This is a genomic window from Pantoea sp. SYBGC1 (genome assembly GCF_057197005.1).
Genome location: NZ_JBXUNM010000005.1, coordinates 87,772 through 108,579 on the forward strand (window position 1 = coordinate 87,772; position 20,808 = coordinate 108,579).

13 protein-coding genes are annotated in these 20,808 nt (G+C 62.5%); all 13 read right to left on the reverse strand.

The annotated features are described in order from the left end of the window. Positions 1–286: 286 nt before the first annotated feature. The 13 genes from traI to traC all read right to left on the reverse strand — a co-directional run bounded on the left by traI (position 287) and on the right by traC (position 20,804). Positions 287–5,380, reverse strand: a complete 5,094-nt coding sequence (gene traI, locus AC2CF9_RS10960; protein WP_484557088.1) for a conjugative transfer relaxase/helicase TraI — start codon at positions 5,378–5,380, stop codon at positions 287–289. Continuing rightward, positions 5,380–7,443, reverse strand: a complete 2,064-nt coding sequence (gene traD, locus AC2CF9_RS10965; RefSeq protein ID WP_484557089.1) for a type IV conjugative transfer system coupling protein TraD — start codon at positions 7,441–7,443, stop codon at positions 5,380–5,382. The genes traI and traD overlap by 1 nt, the downstream gene beginning before the upstream one ends. A 57-nt stretch (positions 7,444–7,500) precedes the next feature. Further along, positions 7,501–8,034 carry a hypothetical protein gene (locus AC2CF9_RS10970; protein WP_484556977.1) on the reverse strand — a complete coding sequence of 178 codons (534 nt, stop codon included), beginning with the start codon at positions 8,032–8,034 and terminating at the stop codon, positions 7,501–7,503. A 36-nt stretch (positions 8,035–8,070) separates the two neighbouring features. Further along, complete coding sequence (traG, locus tag AC2CF9_RS10975; RefSeq protein WP_484556978.1) at positions 8,071–10,842, reverse strand: conjugal transfer mating-pair stabilization protein TraG; 2,772 nt, start codon at positions 10,840–10,842, stop codon at positions 8,071–8,073. A 91-nt stretch (positions 10,843–10,933) separates the two neighbouring features. Continuing rightward, positions 10,934–12,286: a conjugal transfer pilus assembly protein TraH gene (gene traH / locus AC2CF9_RS10980; protein WP_484557090.1), complete on the reverse strand. Its 1,353-nt coding sequence runs from the start codon at positions 12,284–12,286 to the stop codon at positions 10,934–10,936. After that, the gene (gene traF / locus AC2CF9_RS10985) at positions 12,286–12,861 is read right to left on the reverse strand and encodes a conjugal transfer protein TraF (RefSeq protein WP_484556979.1); all 576 of its coding nucleotides are present in this window, start codon (positions 12,859–12,861) and stop codon (positions 12,286–12,288) included. The genes traH and traF (AC2CF9_RS10985) overlap by 1 nt, the downstream gene beginning before the upstream one ends. 10 nt (positions 12,862–12,871) lie before the next feature. Then, complete coding sequence (traF, locus tag AC2CF9_RS10990; protein WP_484556980.1) at positions 12,872–13,642, reverse strand: type-F conjugative transfer system pilin assembly protein TraF; 771 nt, start codon at positions 13,640–13,642, stop codon at positions 12,872–12,874. Then, entirely contained in the window at positions 13,639–15,480 is a 1,842-nt protein-coding gene (gene traN, locus AC2CF9_RS10995; RefSeq protein WP_484556981.1) for a type-F conjugative transfer system mating-pair stabilization protein TraN, read from the reverse strand. The genes traF (AC2CF9_RS10990) and traN overlap by 4 nt, the downstream gene beginning before the upstream one ends. Beyond that, positions 15,470–16,105 (reverse strand): type-F conjugative transfer system pilin assembly protein TrbC, encoded by a 636-nt coding sequence (gene trbC, locus AC2CF9_RS11000; protein WP_071669497.1) that lies wholly within the window; start codon positions 16,103–16,105, stop codon positions 15,470–15,472. Before trbC ends, traN begins: the two co-directional genes overlap by 11 nt. Positions 16,106–16,115: 10 nt before the next feature. Then, the gene (traU, locus tag AC2CF9_RS11005; RefSeq protein WP_484556982.1) at positions 16,116–17,126 is read right to left on the reverse strand and encodes a conjugal transfer pilus assembly protein TraU; all 1,011 of its coding nucleotides are present in this window, start codon (positions 17,124–17,126) and stop codon (positions 16,116–16,118) included. After that, positions 17,126–17,758, reverse strand: a complete 633-nt coding sequence (gene traW, locus AC2CF9_RS11010; protein WP_484556983.1) for a type-F conjugative transfer system protein TraW — start codon at positions 17,756–17,758, stop codon at positions 17,126–17,128. The genes traU and traW overlap by 1 nt, the downstream gene beginning before the upstream one ends. Continuing rightward, positions 17,755–18,219 carry a type-F conjugative transfer system protein TrbI gene (gene trbI / locus AC2CF9_RS11015; protein WP_484556984.1) on the reverse strand — a complete coding sequence of 155 codons (465 nt, stop codon included), beginning with the start codon at positions 18,217–18,219 and terminating at the stop codon, positions 17,755–17,757. The genes traW and trbI overlap by 4 nt, the downstream gene beginning before the upstream one ends. Further along, positions 18,216–20,804: a type IV secretion system protein TraC gene (traC, locus tag AC2CF9_RS11020; RefSeq protein ID WP_484556985.1), complete on the reverse strand. Its 2,589-nt coding sequence runs from the start codon at positions 20,802–20,804 to the stop codon at positions 18,216–18,218. The genes trbI and traC overlap by 4 nt, the downstream gene beginning before the upstream one ends. Positions 20,805–20,808: the final 4 nt, after the last annotated feature.

The window sequence follows — 20,808 nt, forward strand, 5'->3', positions numbered from 1 at the left end:
TGCGTGTCCTTTTCACCTTTTCGCTGTCTTATCCTCATTCGCAGATTTCAAATCAATTACATACACCTCATAGCAACCAGCATGCTTTGTGAAAACCACCATAGGGTAATACATTCAAACCCTCTTAAATGACAGATCTGTGAAATTGAATAATTGCTTGTGAAGCTTCCTTTACAGGCGGTTCGTTGTTTTAATCTTAAGCTCGTGCTGACAGCAACAGCCTTTTTGCAAATATATAGAATGCTGTAACTAAATTGATGGCGCATTTTGTTCTTTTCAACATACATCACTTTTCATAGGACCTTTCACGAATGATTTCGCGATCAATACAAGGCAGACACTCATCTGTGTTTTCACGACGAGAGGTTAATTCTATTGCAGTCTGCTCATGCTCACGATCGCGCACGGCGAACGACATTTTAGAACCCACAGTAACCATAGCCTGCCTGGCTTTATGCTCCTCTACCTGTCTCTTTAGCTCTGCCTGGTGGTGCAGTTTCTCTGAAAAAATAAGGTGCTCAGGTTTGGTCTTCTCTGTGCGCGGTACCGATTGCGGCTCGCCTCCCAGTATTCGCTTTATGTTCCAGGGTTGCCCTGTGCCACTGAGCCGGAGGAGCACGCCGGTCATCGGGTTTTCGCGGGCAACCTTCTCTGCCTCCGCCCACGAATCTGCTATCACAGCGCACCCATCCCGGCTGCGCTGAAAGCCGGCAAAACTTCCGCTCTCGTTGCCTGCCCGGCGCAGGGTGCCGCCCGCTGAATACTGGCCTGCTGTTTGCCGGATTTCGCTGATTATCGCACCAGCAGCTTTACCGTTTACATCGAACAGCGGCAGAGCCACCTGAGGCACTGGATAACGGGTAGAGCCGGCAATAATACGCCCCATGAACTCCCCTTTTATCCCGGCATCATTTAGCATCCGCCGGCCCAGACCGTTATCTGCAGCGGGCGTTGCCCGCCTGTACAGGGTCACACCTGTCTGAATATGCCTGTCGGCGTCGGCTTCCAGCACATCGTGTGCGCTCAGCCGGTCGGCAGCACGCGCCATGCGCTGTAACCATGCTTCGCGATCGTCGGTATAGACCTGCACATGCTCCTTGGCGCGAGAAAGTTGTACGTAACTGTTCTCCTGAGAAGCAAGACTGCCGCGGCGCCCCGTCACACCTTGCAGTGAGATACTGAAGCGCTCACTGGCACCCTGACTGCCGTGCGTAGTGACTGCATAGGCAAGATCGATACGCCTGTCATACAGATCATGTACTGGATCCAGAACCCGTGTCGCGTCACCTGAACACAGATGCAAGCGGCTTTGTGCATCAACCCGCTCCAGTGTCCAGGTGCTGTTAGCCACATACCCTCGCCCCGTGTCTGTGGCAGCAAAGCGCAGCCGGTCGCCCTGACTGACTACAATCGTTTTGTTCTCCCATATGGAGATATCCTTTGCGCTGTTCTCTCTGACAGACAGCAGCCGCACCTCTCCATTTACTCCTTCCAGCGTAACGATACCCTGAGAGAGGTGTGTATCCCGGATAAGCCAGAACGCATCATCCATAAACGCCTGCCGACCAGTATACTGTGTCCAGGTTTCCGGGATGCACAGGGCAGTCTGCTGGGTATTAACGCGCGATAATGCACTGATGTGGTACTCCTCCAGCCCCGTATCGCCTGCCGCGTGGCGCAGATCGTGAATTTTGGCGTTGACCACATCCCGGTCTTGATTCGTCTGCGTGATCACGAGCGTATTGTGCTGCGCCTCAGGCGTACGCCCCGCATAGTCCAGGGCCATAGCATCAGTGACATCCAGGGGTACCTTTCGCTGTGTCAGCGACGCTGCAGTTTCAGAAGGTCCCTTTGCAGGGAACTCAACTACCGAGGCCGCAGGCACCCATGCATCCGGGCGACGCGGCACCTGATCCGGCGTTATCTGCTCTGCCTGATCAAGCGCACGCCGGTACGCGCCTTCAATCATGCTGTAAATAACCGGCTTGAGCGCTGGCGTCTGACGAACAATGTCTTTCATCACCGCAATGTCCACCGCGCTGCGACGCTGCTGCATCGTAAAAGGAATGCCGGGCTCGGGCGATTTGAGCTGAGCACTGTCGCCGCTCATCACCGCCCGACCGCCGCCGGCAGCAATAATGCGATAGAGCTCCGCCATATCCCGGTTGCCTGTCATGGAGCTTTCATCCACCAGAAAAAGGCGGCCTGCGTGCCGGTTCGCGTCCCCGCCCTGACCCCGCTGACGTTCATCTGCCAGAAAGGAAGCCAGCGTTTGCGCCTTCACCCCCGCCGCCTGCATTTCATGCACGGCACGGTGGGTGGGGCCAAGTCCGATGACCTCTGGCCGGGTTGCCTCAGGCAATGTGTTCAGCGCATTGAGCACGGCCCGCATCTGCGTGGTTTTGCCCACGCCAGCATAGCCCTGTATAGCGATAAAGCGGTCCGGGCTTTGGAGAATAAGCGCCGACGCTGCCCGCTGTCCCGGGGTTAGCCCCGCCATTACCTTTTCGGGTACCCTGTCCATCAGTGGCCTTACCGCCCCTTTTCCCTCAGCAATATGACGAACGATACTGCGCTCCATCTCATAACTGCTTCGCCGGACCATCATGCTGATACCGGCACCAGGTGCCACGTCGAGGTATAGAAGTTCACCTGTCCTTACCTGCCGCTGTATTTCCTGCCGTAAAGCATCAGGTGAAACACCGTCAGCAGCGCTCCAGGCGGCTTCCAGCAGCTGAACCGATGAAAACGTGATGCCGGACCGGTGTGCGCTTTCCGCCACTGCAGCCCCCTGTCTGACTGCTGACTGTACAGGTGTGTTCAGTGTCTTTTGCCTGGCTTTGATGGCGAGCTGAGGATCGGCAACGCCAACGTGCTGACCGACCTCAGCCAGCGGTGTGCAGGGCTTAAGAGACTCCCGCAGCAGGCTTCGCGCCCGCGCCTCTTCAAGCGCGGTGTAGAGTGAAACCGATTTACCGCTGCGCGCCAGCTGGTTCATGCCTTCACGAGAGAGACTGGCACGCGAAGCCATCGCCAGTACATGCGCTGTCGCGCTTACGCTGCTGCCCGGCGCATGCACATAATCGTGACTGAGTTTCAGCGGCTGCGTGGCATCAAGCGTGAGTGTCTTCTCACCCGCGCGTACTGTCAGCGTCTCTTTACTCACAGCCACTACCTGCACCTGATCGCCTCCCGTAAGCTGTCCACGCGCCTCCCGGGCTGTCACCTTAAGCTTGTCTCCTGGTGCAACCGACAGGGATTCTTTTCTGTAAAGGCTCCAGCTGGCGTCAATCTGACTGATTTTCAGGGTTTGTCGTGCACCCTCTGCATGGTCGAGTGTCAGGGTATGAGTCTGTTCACCTACGCGCTTAACAACCCATCGCGTCATGCGCTTTGCCTCTGCGTCCCACTGCTCCATAACCATGCCCTCACGGTAGTTATCGCGCAGGCCACGCGTTTTAGCGGTAAGCCATACTGGCGTGAGCGCCTCAAGCGTATGTGCTTCGCCAAGCAGGCCACGATCGGTCATCGCGCCGCGAATGGCTGCGGTCAGCGCCTTTTGCTCGCGAGGACCACTGATCTGCGCAGTGATTTCTTCGCCTGCCTCCGCACGTCTGACATATTCTTCTGCCAGGCGAGCGAAGCGTGCTCGTTTATCGGGTTCACAGATAAGGTTTATCTGCGCCTGCGAGCCATCTTTCATCTGGTAACGTGACACGCCCGCGTCTTTGAGTATGTCCAGCGCGCAGCCCGTACCCTGACGCCGGCCAGTGTTCATAAAAATCACCTGCATGGACTGACGTTGTGCGGTATCGAGAAGCGTCAAGGTCTGGCTTAACGACAAACTTTCTGCCTGCTCAACAATCACCGTGGATTGCTCCGGCATCGCGATCTGCCGAGTCAGCAAGTCTCGACCGGACAATGCGGCAACCTCACCCATACCTTTTTCACTGAGCCATTTCTCGCTTCGCCGGTCGGCAGCCAGAACTGTGACGGGTCGTCCCATATCCTGTGCCATGGCTGCGACCTCTCTCAATAGTGACAACGTCACATCAGCCCCTCCTCTACATTCGATAATGGCAAGTCGCGGCCGGTCCTGACGCATAACAGTGACCGCATCACTCCATGGCTGGGTGTGGCGTATTGCCTCTTTCTCTCTGACGGCGGCAGGGCCTTCCTGCCCTATGTCCTGCACAAGACTTCTTGCGCTGAGTTCATTGAGCAAATGGATACCTGAGGTGAATACGCCTTTTTCCTTATCCAGCGGTATCAGCCGGTCCTGTTTGATAGCCTCCTCAATGCCTGTTCGCACTGCATCAAACATGCCTGGTGCAGCCTCCAGCTGAGCGGCTGATTTGGCAAGCAGATCGGAGTAAGTAAAACGGACCGCGTTATCGCTCAGAACAGAGATAGCCCTGTTCACTGCTTTACGTGCTGCTGCGCAAAATGCAGGGTCTGGGATAGCGGGTTTGTCTTTCTCTTCCTGCGCGCGCATGCCGGCTTCCTGACGATACGCGTACGGGCTAAAGCCTGCCTCTTTGAGCCGCAGAGTCCAGTCAGCCAGCAACGTAAGCGGATCCACAGCCGCTTTCGCACGTCGGGTGTCCAGGGCAGCGACCGCGCGCGACTTGGGCGATGCCTCCGGCCCCACGGCTTTCTCAATAGCCTGCCGGCGCTGTGCAAAAGGGTTCACGGGCACATCCGTCATTTCCCAAAGCCCATTGCGGCCGGCATAACGCGTGGTATAGCCCAGCGCTTCGACCTCCTGCCTGAGCGTTCTGAGATAGATATTGCCTAGCGCAAGCTGATTTGCCAGCACGGCCTCAGAGAAACCGCTGCGGGTGTGCCTGTCAGAGGCAAGCGCGCGCCATCCCTGCTCTGTACGAGTGGCATTGGCTATCACCGCATGTGAGTGCAGCTGTGGATCAAGATCGCGGGAGGTATCGTGGGTGAACACGGCTGCCATAAAGTTGCCGGTACGTTTGATGCTGGTCATGCCATTATGGGTAACGCGCGCGCAGGCCAGCGTTTCCGCTTCGCGCAAGGCTGCTGACACAGCCGTATCGTGAGCAGTAAGAAGCCGGCGATCGCCCGCCACCAGGGCCATCACTGACACACTTTTAGGTGCAGAGAATGTCAGGTCGTAGCCGGGCCGGTGCGTTTCACGCCCTCCTGAGACACGCGAGAGTGAACTGCCATCCGGAAGCTGACCATGCAGAATACGTGTGAGTTGCGCATTCTCCACCGGCCCTGAGAGGCAGAGTGCCTGTGCACCTTTTCCTTCCCAGCGCGTTTCAAGAGTGCCCAGCACGTAATAATTGTCTTTGCCACTGTAATAATCTGCACCGGTAGTCGCGGATTTCACCAGGCTGAAGCTCATCACAGTGAATACTCTCCCATGTCATCGCGCTCACTGCGTGCATGATTGATATTCACCTCTTCCCGCCGTACGGCAGTGCGCGTCTCCTGTATCTGACAGTGCTGCTCAAAAGCCTGCATGTCTGTGATTTCACCGTCAGCGCCTACGCCCGGTATCGGTTTTTCAGCTTCTTGCTGGCATTCACTGCAATCAGCTATGCCTGATGACAACAGCGGCTCTCCTCCTGTTTGCTGCGCGTTTGTCTCTGTAGTGAACAAGCCAGCCCATGAAGAAGCCTCACGCTCACGACGCAGCAGCTCCCTCTCGATGACCTCGTCCAGACTCTCGCGCACCTCACGTGGTATGAACTCTGCCGCCACCGCCGGGCGGGAGACGTGCGGCAGCGACATGCGCACCACCGGATAATCGCCGGGAAGCGTCACAAAACAGCTCAGGTCAGGCAGCTTCTGCACCTCGGTGTAGCTCACCACGCTCACGCGGCGTTCATCCTTGCCGAAGCTCACGCCGTCGCGCACCTCATCGTTACCAAAGCTGGTCTGCTCGCTGAACGCTTTTTTCACCGTCTCACCGAGCTCCTCCTCCACGAACTTCGCCACCGCCGCGCTGGGCGAACGAAAGAAGAATTTCGTGTTAAGCAGGTCAAACATGCCTTCGGCCGCTTTGGGTCCGTAAATTTCCTCAAGCTGCGGGTAGCTCTGAAAGCCCAGGCCGAAGCAGCCGCCGAACTTTCGGGCTTCCGCCATGATCTCCGGCAGGCCGGGCAGCTTGTGCAGAGACTTGAGTTCGTCGTACCAGAACCACACCCGGCGCTCGCGGTTCTCGCCCATGGCAAGCAGGCTGTTGGCAGCGATGGCTAGCCACATTGAGATAACCGGCTTGAGCGATTCATGGTGCCGCTGATCGGAGGTAATAAAAAGCCAGCCGTTTTTCTCCCCGTCCTTCACGCCCCTCATCCATTCGCGGATGGTAAACGGCGGGCGGCCATTCTGTTCAATGCCCTGCAGATAGCGGATGGCCTTGACGTAGTTGGTCAGCACGCTGCGAATCGAGATGGCAGTTTTTTCGATCTTTCCCTCCACCAGCACCGAAGCAGGCGTGCCGGCGAGCACCTTACGCAGCTGGTCCAGGTTAATCGAGAGCAGGGTGCGCAGCAGACGGTTGTAGCTCCGGTCGGGCGCGTCGCGCAGCTTTTCCGTGCCCTCGGCAAAGATGGTGCGGGCCGAGCCCTGCCAGAACGGATCCTCGGAGGCCCCCATGGGGATGAGCGTGCTCGCCACCGTCTCCAGGTCCGACAGGCGCGGACACTCTGCCCACAGGTCCCAGTTGGCGCAGCGCGCGTCGTAGGGGTTCAGCACATGGTCAATGGCGGAGTCGTAAAACTCGCGGATAAAGGTGCAGCCCTTGTCGTAGATAATCACGAGGTCCCCGCGGTCGCGGCACTGCTCCAGAAAGCGGCGTATCAGCTGGGACTTACCGGTGCCCACCGAACCGTGCATGGCGAAGTTCTGGATTTCACTGTTCTTCACGATGGGCAGGTCGCCTACGGTGATGGCGGATGCCGTGCCGCGCCGGCGCATCAGGCGGGCCACCTCTTTGGGGTTTTCGCAGAGTACGCGCCCGCCGGTGATTTCATCCTGGCTCTGCAACCGCCCCTGCCTGCCGAGGTACCAGTAAAAGGCGCCGGCCAGCAGAAACACGCACACAAGTGCGATGACGAAGCACACCACAAGCTCCTGCGCAAGCAGCCGCCCGCAGTAGGTGGTATAGGGGTCAGACAGCACTTGCGCGGCCGGAAAGCGCAGCGTCTCTCCGTAGTAGCGCACACTGTAAATAGTCTGTCTGACCATGTGCTTTGAGAGCGGATGAAACGAATAGACCCACCAGTAGAGCAGACCGTTCTGAATGTTCTGCAGGCCCACGCGCAGCCAGAGCGCGCCGCCGGTAATAAGGGCGAGCAGAATAAGCAGGTAATAGGTCAGAATGCTGTTGATCTGCAGGAACATGCGCCAGCGCATAAACGTGACCTGACCGCCCTGCGTGACGTCACGGGCTTTTAAACTCATGTCTTTTTCCTCGGGCTGTAAAAAGGCCGCACGCAGCACGCGCGGCATTAAATCCGGTTAAAGTTTATTTTTCTTCCAGAGGTCATATAGCTTGTTTAGAGCGGAGAGCTCGAAGCGGGCCATGTCAATATTAAATATAAACATTAACATTAAACCGCTAATGAAGAAGCTAAGGGATGCTGTACTTAAAGAAGCCCCGGATGAATTCAGCACATATGCACCTGCGCAAAGATATATGCCAACCCATATCAATATGTACAGGATGGTTTTCTTAACCATTAACCGGATGATAACGGAACTTTTTCTGACTTCCTTTGGAATACAGAGATAACGGGCACGTGCATTCATTGCTGCAAGAGAAGCAATGAGCGCCATCATGCCGGTAAACAGCACATCAAAATATCTGTCACTATGGAAATTATCATCAAAAACATATTGAGAGCAGATATATACTTGCACGAAAACTATAAACATAAAAAATAATACTACCGGCCAAGCAACCGCCCATAACCCGGGAATAACAAAACCCTGTTCCCGGAGCATCCCCATGATTTTATCCATATCATCATCGATCATTTTTTTTGTGAGCATAAGTTCTCCTGGATTAAATGTTCTGAACTAGGGACACTATTTAACTTTTTCACCGGTCTCTCCTTTTTTCTGCCGGAAGTTTCCGTCAGCCATGTCAAAAGCGGCCTCCAGACCGGAGCGATTCTGTTTCATGGCCATCCGCCGCTGCTCAATTAACGGGTCCGAGTGCTCGTTCATTTTCCGGCTCTCTACCATATGGACGTCAGCGCGTGCAGCCGTGTCTGCCCGGATGCCGGCGGGCTCCCCGCGCGCCGCGACGTCGGCTACGCCTTTCTCATACAGGCTTTCGTGCGGGGCCGCCTCGCCCTGCACATCCGGCATGCCCTGCCCCAGGCTTTCGCGATGGCTTGCGAAGTCGCCCTCCACGCGCGCCCGCAGCCGCTCCTCCATGAACTGTCCGGCCAGCGCCTCGCGCTCCTCCCGCGCCCCGGCGTCCGCCGTGCTGGTCAGAACCCTGTCCGCGCGGTCCGGCGCGTGCTGCTGCACCCACGCCACGAACTCCTGTGTGTAGTTGCCCTGCATGCCCGCGGTGGTGCTCTCCGAGGCCGAGGCCATCTCGCTGTACTCGTGGCTGCGCGTGCGGCTCGCGGTATACTGCTGATACTGGCTGTCTGCCCGGCCGAACGTGGCGCCGATCTGGTCAAGCAGTGAGCTGCCGGCGGTGTCGGAACGCTGGGCCGACTGGTCGGTACGATAAGAGGTAAGCCTATCCAGCCCCTGCCGGAAGTCCCGGGCGTCCTGGGCGTTCCGGTCGGCTGAGATGTCCTGCCCGGCCGTATTGCTGGCATTCACACTCTCAGAGGATCCTTTATCTGAAATTTTATCTATTGATCCATGGAGATCTGCTTTACCACTGACTCCAAGCAATGCCTTACCAGCTTTACCCCACAAAGTTTTGGACCCATCAAAAGATAATTGTCCGCCAGCACCATATACATGCCTAGTGTTCTCGCTCAGCGAATGCAGCTGGCTGACCGCCTCGCTCTCGCTGACATTGTTGCGCCGCGCGTAGCTCTGCACCGCGGAGAGCACCTGCCCGGCCGCTTGGCTCGCCGTGGTGCTCTCAGACCGACCGCCGCTCTCCGTCACTCCGGCCGTGTGCCCGGCCTGCGACGCAAACTGCTTCAGCAGGCTGTAGCCGGTGTTCACGCTCTGGTTGTAGCCCTGCAGGGCGCTCTGCGCCTGCGCGTCGCTCTCCCGCGCCAGCCGCTGCGCCGTGCTGCTCTGTGCCCGGCTGAAGCTGATGTCCGTGGCAAGCTTCGATATCGCCGGCTGCGCGTTGATGACAGACCCGCCGTCGCCGGTCACCGTGCGCAGCGCCCCGCTGCCGGTCTGGGTCGTCACCTGACCTGACGCATAGCTGCTGTTGGTGTCCCACTTGAAGCCCTGCACGTTGTCGGTCTGCAGGTTGTTGAATGCCCAGGTCCCGTCCACCGCCTGCGCTCCCGACTGCGCCGCGGAGCTCTGCAGTGCCGAGCCGAGGTAGCTGCCGGCCTGCGACATCACCCGGTGCAGCCCGAACACGATGCCGCCCGCCATAAAGGGAATGGAGAGCGCCAGCCAGCCCGCGGTGGTGGCGATGTCCGAGAACTGCTGCTGCACCACCGAGATGTTGGCGAGCGTGACCGGGGTGTTCCCGGTCTTTACGCTCAGGTAGAAGTTCATGGCGTTGTTAAGGATGGCAAACAGCAACGGCCAGCACTGCAGGTAGGCGATAGAGAACACGTAGCCCTTGATGACCTCCAGCGTAAGCACGCTGATGAGCGCCATTATCATCACCAGCGGGAACATGCCCAGCAGCACGCCCATTAGCACCGACTGCATCACCGGCAGCGTTTTGGTGGCGATGTCCGCCGCCGTGGCCTGGCTCATGCGCAGCCGGGAGTAGGAGGTCTCCGACGCCAGGTTCAGCAGGCTCGCGGTGTCGCCGTTGCGCGCCGCGTAAGCGGGAATACCCTTACGCAGGGCGCTTATCGTGACGTTGCGCTTCATGATGTCGCTCGCGCTCTGGCCCGCGCCGTAGAAGTACTGGTAGCTGTCGCCCATCATCTCGCCGAACAGCGCCGCGGCGTCAGGCCGGGTGCCGAACAGTTCCCGCACGTAGTGCGTCCAGGTCTGGCCGCCCGCGCTGGTATCGGTGGTCATTACGGTCTGCAGCTCCTGCGCCGCCCACTGGCAGGTGCGGAAAGTGCCGGTGCGGTCGAACACCCCGCGCAGCGGGCTGGGCTTCGAGAAAATCAGCGCGTAGGGGTCGCCGGTGTTCATGAGGTCGTACAGGGTGTACTTATGGTTCAGCATGATGTCGCCGATAACGCAGTTCTGCGCGTAGTCGGAGAACAGGCCGCCCATGGCCGGATTAACCGAGAAAAAGTCGGCGCTGCGCCCCATCAGCTCCGCCCCGAACAGCATGCCCGTGCGGCTGTAGGTCAGGGCGTCCGGCTGGTGAAACACCGTCTCGTAGCCTTGCACCAGCGCGTGGCCCACGGAGGTTATCAGGCTGAAGGGCAGCGACAGGCCCACCGGCACGTTGTCCACCTGATAGACGTGCAGGGGGTCGGAGAGGTCGATGATCTGCACCGGGCGCTTCACCCCGACCAGCACGCCGGTGACCAGCACCATGGCCGCGGCCCAGCGCACGAAGGTCAGGATATCCTTGCCGCGCACCCAAACCATGGCCGCTGCGACCACCGAGAGCGTGGTCGCCATGCTGGCAACGGATCGCCAGTCGTTCATCTGAAAAAAGGTGGCAACCGCGTTCAGCGAGTCGCGGAACCAGCCGCCGCCCGTGATGGTGTATATTGTGTCCACGTTTCACTCCCCCTTGCTCATGGCACCCTGCCGGACCTGATATGACATGGTGTGCCTCTGCCTTCCGCAGCGTCACCGCGGCGGGACGACCTCAGCGCGTAAACCGATAGTTCTCCTGATAGCGGGTCAGCAGGTTGCTGGAAACCTGCTGGCGCATGTAGCTCATCTGCCGGTCCACGACCTGCAGGGCGTCCTGCTGCACCTGCACCTGCGACTGCAGCCGCGCGAGACTCTGCCCTGCCAGGCTCAAGCTCTCCTGCAGCGCCTCCATCGCCGGCTGCGGGTAGTTGCTGCCCGCCATCGCCACCCGCGTCTGCTGCATCATCTCGCTCACGTACTGCATCAGGATGTCGTAGCTGATGTAGTCCGCGACCTGCCAGAGCAGGGAGTTCGCCACGCCCAGCGACTGCGGGTCGGAGAGATACTTCAGCACCGGCACCCGGGTGGAGGAGATAAAGCCCTTCTCCTTGTCGTTCAGCGGGTCGTCCGCGGCGGCCTTGTTCTGGATGCTGCCCAGCAGGGCGCGCACCTGCCCGTTGAGCGAGCTGCCCGCGCTGATGCTCACGTCCGTGAGCACGGGGTTCAGGCACTTGTCGGCGGAGTCGCAGTGGTAAATTTTCGCCCGCCCGCCGTTCATCATGGCGCGCAGCACGTCCTCGTTGGTGGTGAGCGGGGCGAGCGGCATCACGTTGCCGTTGTCCGTGAAGACAATCGTGCCGGTCAGGCTCATGGCGAACTCCTTCAGCTCGCGGTTGCCGTCAAACAGCCGGTTTTTGCCGAGCGAGTCCCAGATGAGGTTTTTGTTCTTCAGCACCTGGTCCTTTTCGCTGTCGTCCGCCCGGTCGGTGACGCTGTCGTACTCCCCGCCCACCGTGCAGCCCTGCCGGGACGCGGCCCAGTCGGCGAAAATGTTCTTCTCGCCCGCGATGTCCTGACAGACCTTTTGCTGGGAGACCTGCGTGCGCGGCCAGAGGCCGCCCACGATGCCCTGCGCCGCTTGACAGGAGGACATGTTGGCGCTGTTGAGGTCGGCGGCCATCTTCTGCAGAAAGTCCTTGGCCTGCTTGAGCTCCGGTACGGTGGTCTGCAGCGCCAGGTCAAAGAAGTAGCCCGCGGCATTGCCCATGATCTGCTTGACGTAACGCTGGAAGTTTTCCCCGTTGATGAACGAGAAGGAGCCGAGGTAGGCGTCAATGCCGCCGCAGCCGGCGTTGAGGTCCGGCAGCGCCAGGGAGATCAGCTGGATCTGCTTTACCTGCGTGCGCATGTAGAGCGAGCCCCCGCTGGCGTAGCCCGCGGCCTGCCCCTGCCACGCGTGCGGCGTGCTGACGTTGCCCTCAAAACCGAGCTTACTGAAAAAGCCGTTCAGGTCGCTGCCGACGTCCGCCCCGGCAGGTACCGCGGCCAGCAGCACGAGGGCTGCAATCGTCCGTTTTATGCGCATCACCGCAGCCCCCCGCGCAGGGCCACGTGAAACACCTCGTCCAGCCGGCTCATGAGGGGCGTCTGGTTACCCTGCAGCAGCGGAAAGGCGGTCAGGGTATGCACGTTCACCAGAAACGAGGTCGGGGTGGCAACCGGAATGCCGGGTCCGAAGAAGCGCGTCATCACCTCGGGCGTTGGCGTCAGCGGGTCCGGAAACGCCCGGTCCCCCTGCCCGTCCAGCGAGTAGGCCAGCACGCCGATGCCCGCCGCGTCCGCCATCTGCTTCACCAGCGGATCGTATCGGTGGCAGAACGCGCAGGCCGAGCTCATGAATATCACTACCTTCCAGTTGTTCAGATCCACGCGCGCCCCGCCGGAGATCGCGTGCCAGCGCGGCGCGGGCGCGGCGGCCGGCGCAGGAGCAGGAGCAGGAGCAGACACTGCCGGCACACCGGTCGCGCCCGCCAAGGTTTTACCGGCCTCCAGTGCCGCAATGTCCTCCCGCGTGGAGGACATGGCCGGTCCGGACGTCGCACACAGCGCCAGGACCAGCAGGATCAGGGTCCGCGCCGGATTACAGCTATCAGATATCATCTTCCGTTCCTCAGAAATTTGGTTTGAAGTCGGTGGCGACGTATAGAAAGCGCCGCGCTAGGTCGTCCTGCGAGATGAAGCCGTAGGCTAGCGGCTTCGCCGTGCCCTCGCGCGGATCCACGAGCACTAGCGCGGGAAAGTGCGTGACGGCCAGCCGCTCCGCCTGCCCCTGATTCATCCGGGTCTCCGGCAGGGTGGCGCTGGCCTTGCCGTCCACCGTGACCGGGATGAACGACACCCCGTGCTCGCGGCTGAAGCCCTTCACTACCTCCGCCAGCTGCGCGTCCGCTGCCTCCCCGCCGCGGTAGAACAGAAACACCCCGAACCGCTCCGCCAGCGACGCGATCGCCTTCCGCTCGCGCCGGCGGTCGTCCGCCTGCTGCAGGCGGGCGGTGCCGTTGTAGTGGCTGTGCTGCAGGTTGTAATCGAGTTCGGGGTGCGCCAGCATGGCCTTCTGCGCCACCATGCTGAATTCGCCCGCCCGGGCGGTCCAGAAGTCCTGCAGGCGCTTGAAGCGCGCGAAGTTCTCCACCGTGGGCGTCATGATGGCCGCGGCCAGGGCAGCCTTCGTCTCCTGCTGCAGCGCCGCCATGCGTGCCTCCGGGGACATCGCCGGGAGAGGCGCCTCGTCCTCCGGCTCCGGCTCCGGCTCCGGCTCCGGCTCGTGATACCAGTGCCAGCCCGCCTCCTCGGAAGGATTGCGCAGCACGTCCGCGGCTGGCGCGCACGGCGGTGCCAGCAACAGGACAGGCAGGCTCATCAGGCTCAGCAGGCGCTTCATTTCGCCCCCTTTCGCTGCTGCTGTTGCTGCTGCTGCGCGATGATTTCCTTCGCCCGCTCCAGCAGGGCGCCGTCTTCCGGGATCGCTGACCCGCTCTCCAGGTCCGCGTAGAAGTTGCTGAAGTCCAGCCGGCTGAAGTCGATGCGCTGCAGCTCGTCGATGGTGATGCCCCGGCAGTCCGGCGACTTCGCGTCGCCGAAGCCCGCGCCCAGCTGCCACTGCCGCCCCTGCTGCTGCACGATCTGCGCAAGCTTCGAGTCAAACAGGCAGAAGCTGCGCTTTTTCTGCAGGCAGACCCCGAGCACCCGCCGGTTGCAGTACTCCCCGACCTCCACGGTGAGCTTCCGCTCGCGCGCCTCGCCCAGCGCCTTCTCCTCCGAGCTGCAGTGCGCGAGCCCCGCGTCGCTGCCCCATCCGCCACCCGCGCAGCAGTTGTTAAAGCCGGCCGCCGCCTTGCGGCAGCTCCGCGCCTCGCCCGTGAAGGCCCGCACGTTTGTGTCATTCAGTTCCGCGACGTCCTCGCCCGCCGCGGCCACGGCCGCGAGCTGGGAAATCGCGTGCTGGAAGCTGTGGCTTTTGCCGGCCTCCGCCTGCGCGCAGGAGCCGTCCGCGCAGAAGAACTCGCTCCCGCAGAGCATGCCCTCTGACTCCGTCTTCATTTCGCAGGTGTAGGTGACGTTCTCGTGCAGGCACACGCCCTCATCGCTGAAGGCGCAGGCGCGGGTGGCGATCGTGCAGGCCGGGTTCTGCTCGTACTCCCCGCAGGTGCCGGCGTCCGCCTCCTGCGTGCGGTAGGTGTCGGTGTACTCCCAGCAGTCGCTGTGGACGGGATAGGTAACCCCGTCCACCACGACGTCCCGCGTGCCGCCCGGCACGCTGCAGGCGCTGCCGGTGAGCGTGACGCCGGGCTCCTGCGCGAGCGCGCACGGCTCGCTCCAGACCACCTCCGGCACCCAGCGGCGCGTTTTGACCGCAAGCGTGAGCGTCAGGGTAAAGGCGTAGCGCATGTTTTTGTCCGGCCACAGGGACGCCGCCCACTGGCCGCTGCCGTACTTTTTATTGGTGAGGCTCACGGTCAGGCTGGCGTTCTCCCCGAACCGCCCGCCCGCGGGCAGGGAGGCGGTGCCGCTCGCCTCCTGCATCACCGCCTGGCCGCCCAGGGCGTTCACAATCAGCACGTACGCGTCCCCGCCGTAGGCCAGCTCCTTGTTCCAGGAGTACGCCACGGACGCGCTGACGACCTGCCCCGCCGGCATCGGCGCGCTGGCGCTGTAGGTGTCGCCCGAGAGCGTGAAGCGCAGGCTCTGCCCGCTGATGGTCACGGTTTCCTGCTTCGTGCCCTCTTCCCAATGGCCCGTGACGGAGGCGGTGCGCGTGCAGGTCCGGGTGGCGTACACGTCGCGCTCGCAGACGTGGCTGGTGATGATGGTCTGATCTTTTTTCACCGGCTCGCACCCCTCAAAGCTGCCGTCGGTGACCTGCCCGGCGTTGTCCTGCGCGTCAAAGCCTGCCGACACGAAGGGGGCCTCCGGCAGGATGGGCTCCCGGGGGTTGCTGAGCTCGGATTCGGTGATGGTCCGCCCCGCCTCGGTCTCCTGCAGGGCGCGGTTGCCGTCGTCGTCCATGTTGTTGGAAGGATCCGTGATCCCGCCGTAGCGCGAGGCCTCCGGGGGGCTTGCCGTAAAGCCCGGGATGGAAGCCGCCGGATCCATATCCCGCACCGCCGAGGCGCCCTGCTCCCTGATGCTCTGCGCGTAGCCGGTGCCGGCGGTGAAGTCCTCGTTCGCGCCCGCCGCCGCGCAGAGCAGCAGGGTCCAGCACAGGTGCTTAGCGTTCATCGCGCGCCTCCGCCTCCGCCAGCAGCGCCCGGGCGACGGGCGCGCACTCGCCCGCTTCGGCCACCTTTGCCAGCATCTCCGCGGGCGGCAGGCTGCCAGCGATGCGGTCGTGCTTCGCGCCGCAGACCACGATCAGCGCCGGCACCGCCGTCACGCCGTAGCGCCGGAACGCCACCGGATCGACGTTCAGGCCGCCCTGCCCGTTCTTTTTCACCAGCTCAAAGGTGAGCCCGGCGGTTTTGCGCAGGTCGTTGTCCACGAATCCCCGCAGGGTCACCGGGATGCCGAAGCGCGCCGCGCCACCCATCACGGCCCTGACGCCCGCCTCGCCCATGGAAGACGACGCAAAGTAGAGGGCCCGGTGCGCCGGGCGCGCCTCGCCTCCGGCAAGCTGCCGCTTCGCCCGCAGCCCGCTGATAAAGTCCCGGCCGTCCGGGCTCAGCCGGCTGAAGGGATTCAGGGCCGGGCCGGGCACCGGCCCGGCGGCGGCCGGTGTCCGGTTTTCTCCGGCCAAGTCCCGGGTAAACGCCTCGCCTGCCCGTCCGGCTGCGACCCCGTCGCCGCTCTGCCCGGCAACTGCGGAGCAGGCCAGCAGTGCCGCCGCGCACGTCAGTACACGTTTCATCTCTTTCTCCTCAGAACACGCAGTTGCGCTTGCGCCACATCAGGTAGCCGAAGTTCTTACGGCTGTCCGGGGTGTTGTGCCCCGCCTCCCAGCGCGTGACCGTGCGCCCCACCGGGTGGCAGGCCGCGACGTCGGGGTGCAGGTTCACCATCTGGTAGCGCCAGCGCCCCTTGGGCAGGATCGGGGAGGGATACTCAAAGCAGACGTCCGAGTCCTTTCCGCTGCTGTTCATGACTAGGCCCTGCCGATGCAGCTTGAAGGCCATCCGCTCGGAGAGCAGCACCGAGCTCTGCTGCGGGCTGAACTCGTTCGAGGTCCAGCCGGTCAGCGGGTACATGGAGCCCTGCGCGCCCGCGCACCAGAACAGCGCGTCAATGGGCCGCCCGGCGGCCGCCGCGATCGCGTCCGCGGCGCAGGCGCCCTGCGCGACAGTGTTGCCGAACAGCATCGCCTCGGGGGTCAGGATCAGCGAGAGGCTGCTGTCGTTCCACAGCGGGTCAAGCTCGGAGAGGTAGCCGATGTCCAGATCCCCCTCCTGCCGGCAGGCCAGCGAGGTGATGATGTTGATCCAGTACATCAGCGGGTACTTGTACCAGTGGACGTGATAGAACGCCCCCGCCGAGGGCTTATCGCTCTGCCCGGCGGTGCCGGTGCCGGTGCGCGACCCGGCGTCGAGGTGAATGCCGCCCAGGTTAACCAGGCAGTACGGTGACCTTGTCACGTCCGTCATGGCCACCGGCTCCCAGAAGCCGATGGCCAGGCCTATCCGGTAGCCGATGCCTATGGGGCAGATATGTATGGGACTGGATGGGTTGTCGGTGTCCGGCGCGTCGCCCATGGACACCGAGGCGCTCCCGAGCGAGATCGGGAAGATGCACTCCCAGCACACGTCGGTGATGGGGTTCACGAAGTGCCCCTGACACTCGAGACTGCCTCCGGTATCTCCTTCCGCCCGCGCATCCTGCGCCAGCAAGGCAGGCCCGAGAAGGATGAGCAGCATGCAGACGCTGAAAATCTTCATTACTGCAGCTCCTCCTCCGCGTACTCATCCACCTGCAGGCGCAGCCCGTCCGGGGCGGCGGCGACCCGCGCCGGCACCGCGGTAAGGCCAAAGCGCCGAGTCAGCGCGCCCTGCTGGTCAAAGTAGACCCGCGCGTCCAGGGCGTCCCCGGCCTCGCGCACGCTGCCCTTAACGAGAATGATTTTCGACGCGGCGCCCGCCGCCGCCTGCCGCTTCACCCAGGCCACCTGCTGGGGATCGTCCCCGTCGATAAACCAGAGCGTCTGCGTGAACGGCAGGCTCTCCAGCGGGTTTACCCGGTCGCCCCGCCGGGCAATCACCGCCCCGTCCGGGGTCACGATGTCCTCTGGGACCGTGAAGGTCGGGTCCGCGAAGCGCGTGCGGTGCGCACCCGCCCGCCCAAGGCCCGCCACCGGGTCCGGTCGCAGCGCGCGGGCCGCGATCCCGTCGCGTAGCGCCGCCTGGTGCCGGGCCAGCTCGCCGCTTTTCTCCATCTCCGCGAGCCGCCCGCGCAGGGTGTCCAGCAGATCGGGCTCCGCGACGGGGTACACGTCGCCCCACGTCCCGAGGTCCGCGGCGCGCGCGCAGGCGCAGAGCAGCAGCACCGGCAGGGCCGGGCGCAGGCACCTCATTTCCCGCCCTCCCGCATCCGGGTTGCGATGTCGCGCTGGATCTCCGGCGTCACGTCTTCCGCCCCCGCCACCACCGCCGGGGCCACCAAGATAAGCCCGTGATGCCCGGCCTGCCATGCGGCGAGGCTCTTGCTCACCGCCTCGCTGAAGCGGGCAGACAGGGCCGAGGCCGCCTCCGGGCTCAGCGTCTGCTTCGCGCTCTGGTCCATAAAGGCGTCCAGCGTGCCCTTCATGTCAAAGGTCACCACCCGCGGCGCCCGCCAGTCCGTGATGAACAGCGTCAAGGCCGCGTTAAGCGCGAGCAGGCAGCCCGCGGTCAGCGCCACCGGCACCAAGCACCGGTTTCGCCGCCGGCTGCGCGGGCGCTTTTTCTTCTCCGTACCGTCAGGCGCCCCATCCTGCGCAGGCTGCATACGCCGTATTGCGCCGGCAGGATCTTTTTCCACAGCATCTGTACTCATTCTTTGATCTCCCACGCCTCAAGCTCCCGCATCTCGTCCGGAAAGTTGCGCTGCGCCAGCGCCCACACCGCGTCGTGAATGTCCTCCCCCGCCGCCCGCCGGTCCCGGATGAACTCAAAGTCCGTGCCGCGCGAGCTGAACATCGCCCGGCTCAGCGGATCCACGAACAGGCGGTGGTACGACGAGGTGTCGTTGATGCGCAGCATGAAGGAGCTGAACCACTGATCTTTGGCGTCGCCGAAGCGGGTGATGATGTCGCGCTGCACGGGCGTGAACTGGTCCGGCCGCTTCTGGTTATACTGCCGGAACTCGGCGGTGTCCTGCTTGAGAATGACCTTGAAGGCGGAGTTGCCCCACGCCGCCCTGGCCGCGGGGCTGGCGTCGTCGGCGTCAAAGTCCTTGATGTTCTGGCTGATGGTGATGAACGACCCGAGGTGGCGGCGCACCGTGCGGTAGCCGGTTTCGATGAACGCGCCCACCTTCTCGTTGCGAAAATTCAGCAGCTTCCAGCCCTCGTCGATGGTGCAGCACTTCTTCTGGGTGCGCGGGCTGCGGTACATCCGGTCCTCGATGTAGATGATGAGCGAGAACATCACCGCCGCGAGCAGCGCCGGCTTGTCCTGCAGGCCGCCGAGCTCCAGCACCACCATGCGCGCGTCCGCCGTGAGCGACGGCTCGTCGCTGTTGAAGTACTCCCCGTAGATCCCCTGCGTGCAGTACTTGCCGAGCAGCTTCACGATTTCGTCCATCCGCCCGTAGATGCGCTCGGACTGCCCGGCGCGCGCCGCCTGGCTGGCGGCAGTGAGGTGCGCCACCACGTCGTCGATGCGCGCCCGGTTCTGCTTCTGCGCCCAGGCGGCCTGCACCGCCTCCAGCAGCAGGTCCTCGTGCACCTCGTCCAGCGTGCCGTTGGGGCTCGCCAGCACCGCCAGCTGGTCCCGGATGCGCTCTCCGGACTCGCCAATGTCGGTGATGTTGGCAAAGGGGTTAAACTTCAGGGTCCGGCCGTCCAGGTAGACGCCGCCCATGTTCTCGCAGAACGACTTGTACCCGTCGCCCATATCAAACACCCACACGATACCGCTTGCGTCCAGCACGCTGCGCAGGATGGGCTGCACCAGCCCGGTTTTGCCCGCCCCCGAGGTGCCCGTGACCGCCATGTTGTAGTTGGTGTTGCCCATGCCGGAGCCGTAGACATCGAGAAACGCCAGCTGGTTACGATAGGAAGGCGCGAGCAGGCCGCCTGCGCACAGGCGATTGTCGGCGATAACCGGCAGCAGGTTCACCACCTGCGCGCTTTCCGCCCGGCAGGTGGCGCCCGTGGTGCGGAGGTCTTCCCAGAGCCCCTCCGCTGCCATGAACGGAAACATCGCCATCCAGTTGCGCATCTGCATGTATTTTGGCGCGTAGAGCGTGAGCCCGTTCTTCTTGAAGGTGTTCACGATCTGCTGCTCGCACACCAGGGCCGCCTCCGCCGTGTCCTCGCAGAATGCCGTGACGTTGAAGTAGTAGCGCACCAGGCATGTCCGGTTGCTGTTGAGCCGCTCGCGGACCTCGCCCCACTCGGCGGCCTTGCGCGCCACGCCCGGAAACAGCTTGGCGTAGGGCGTGTTCGCCTTTTTGTCGGCGTCCATGTACTTCGCGGTGGCCTCGCGCTGCGAGCTGACCTGCTCCTCTGCCACCATAATGAACGTCATGACGAAGGGGGCAGAGATGGTGAGATCCGGGTTGAGCAGGTTGCTGATGTTGTCCCCGCCCTGCCAGAGCATGAACATGTCCGGATTGTGCTCAAGCTGAAAGTTCATGACGCGCGCCCGCGACGGCACCCCGCCCGCCCGGCTCAGCTCCAGGCGGATGTCGTCCGGCGTGACCCGGAAGTCCAGGCTCCGGTCCACGCACTGCGTGTTGAGCTGCTCCCACTCGTCGGCGCGCCCAGGCTCTTTATACAGCTGCGCCGGGCGGTGGTTCACTATCTCTCGCACCACGGCCGTAAACGCCTCCCGGTCTGCCACCTCCGTGCAGAGCTTTGCCGAATCCAGCGTGGCCCGGACGACCTTGAGCAGGTGTAAGAGCGCAGTAAGCTGCCCGCGCCGGTCGCGCTTTGTCTTTTCGGCGTAAGCGATAAAAAGCCGGTAATTGCGCAGGGTCACAGGCAGCCCGGTGGGGCTGTTGAACTGCGTCTGAGCGGCGCGCTGGTAATAGGCTCGAGTGATGCGGTTGAATCTCTCTGCCTCCTTGCCGCGCCAGCGAAAGTCCCGCAGGCCGTCGTCAATCATGTCGCCCACGACCTTGCCGGACATCAGGTGAAAGCTTACCGGAACACCGCGCGGCACCTTGCTCCGGATAAGGTCCTCCAGCACCTGCACGATGTGCTCGTTGGCGCCGATGAGCGGCTGCGCCTCAAGCAGAAACCCCACGGTGCGGTGGTTGATAAACATGCCGGTTTCTTTGTCGTAGTCCCGGTAGGGCAGCAGGCTGCTTATCTGGGGAAAGCGCATCTCGCCCAGAATCCTGTTGGCCGAGGCCGCCCCGTCGGGCGTGCGCAGGACGGAAACCAGCTGCCGGATGGTATCTGCAATGCTCATGACG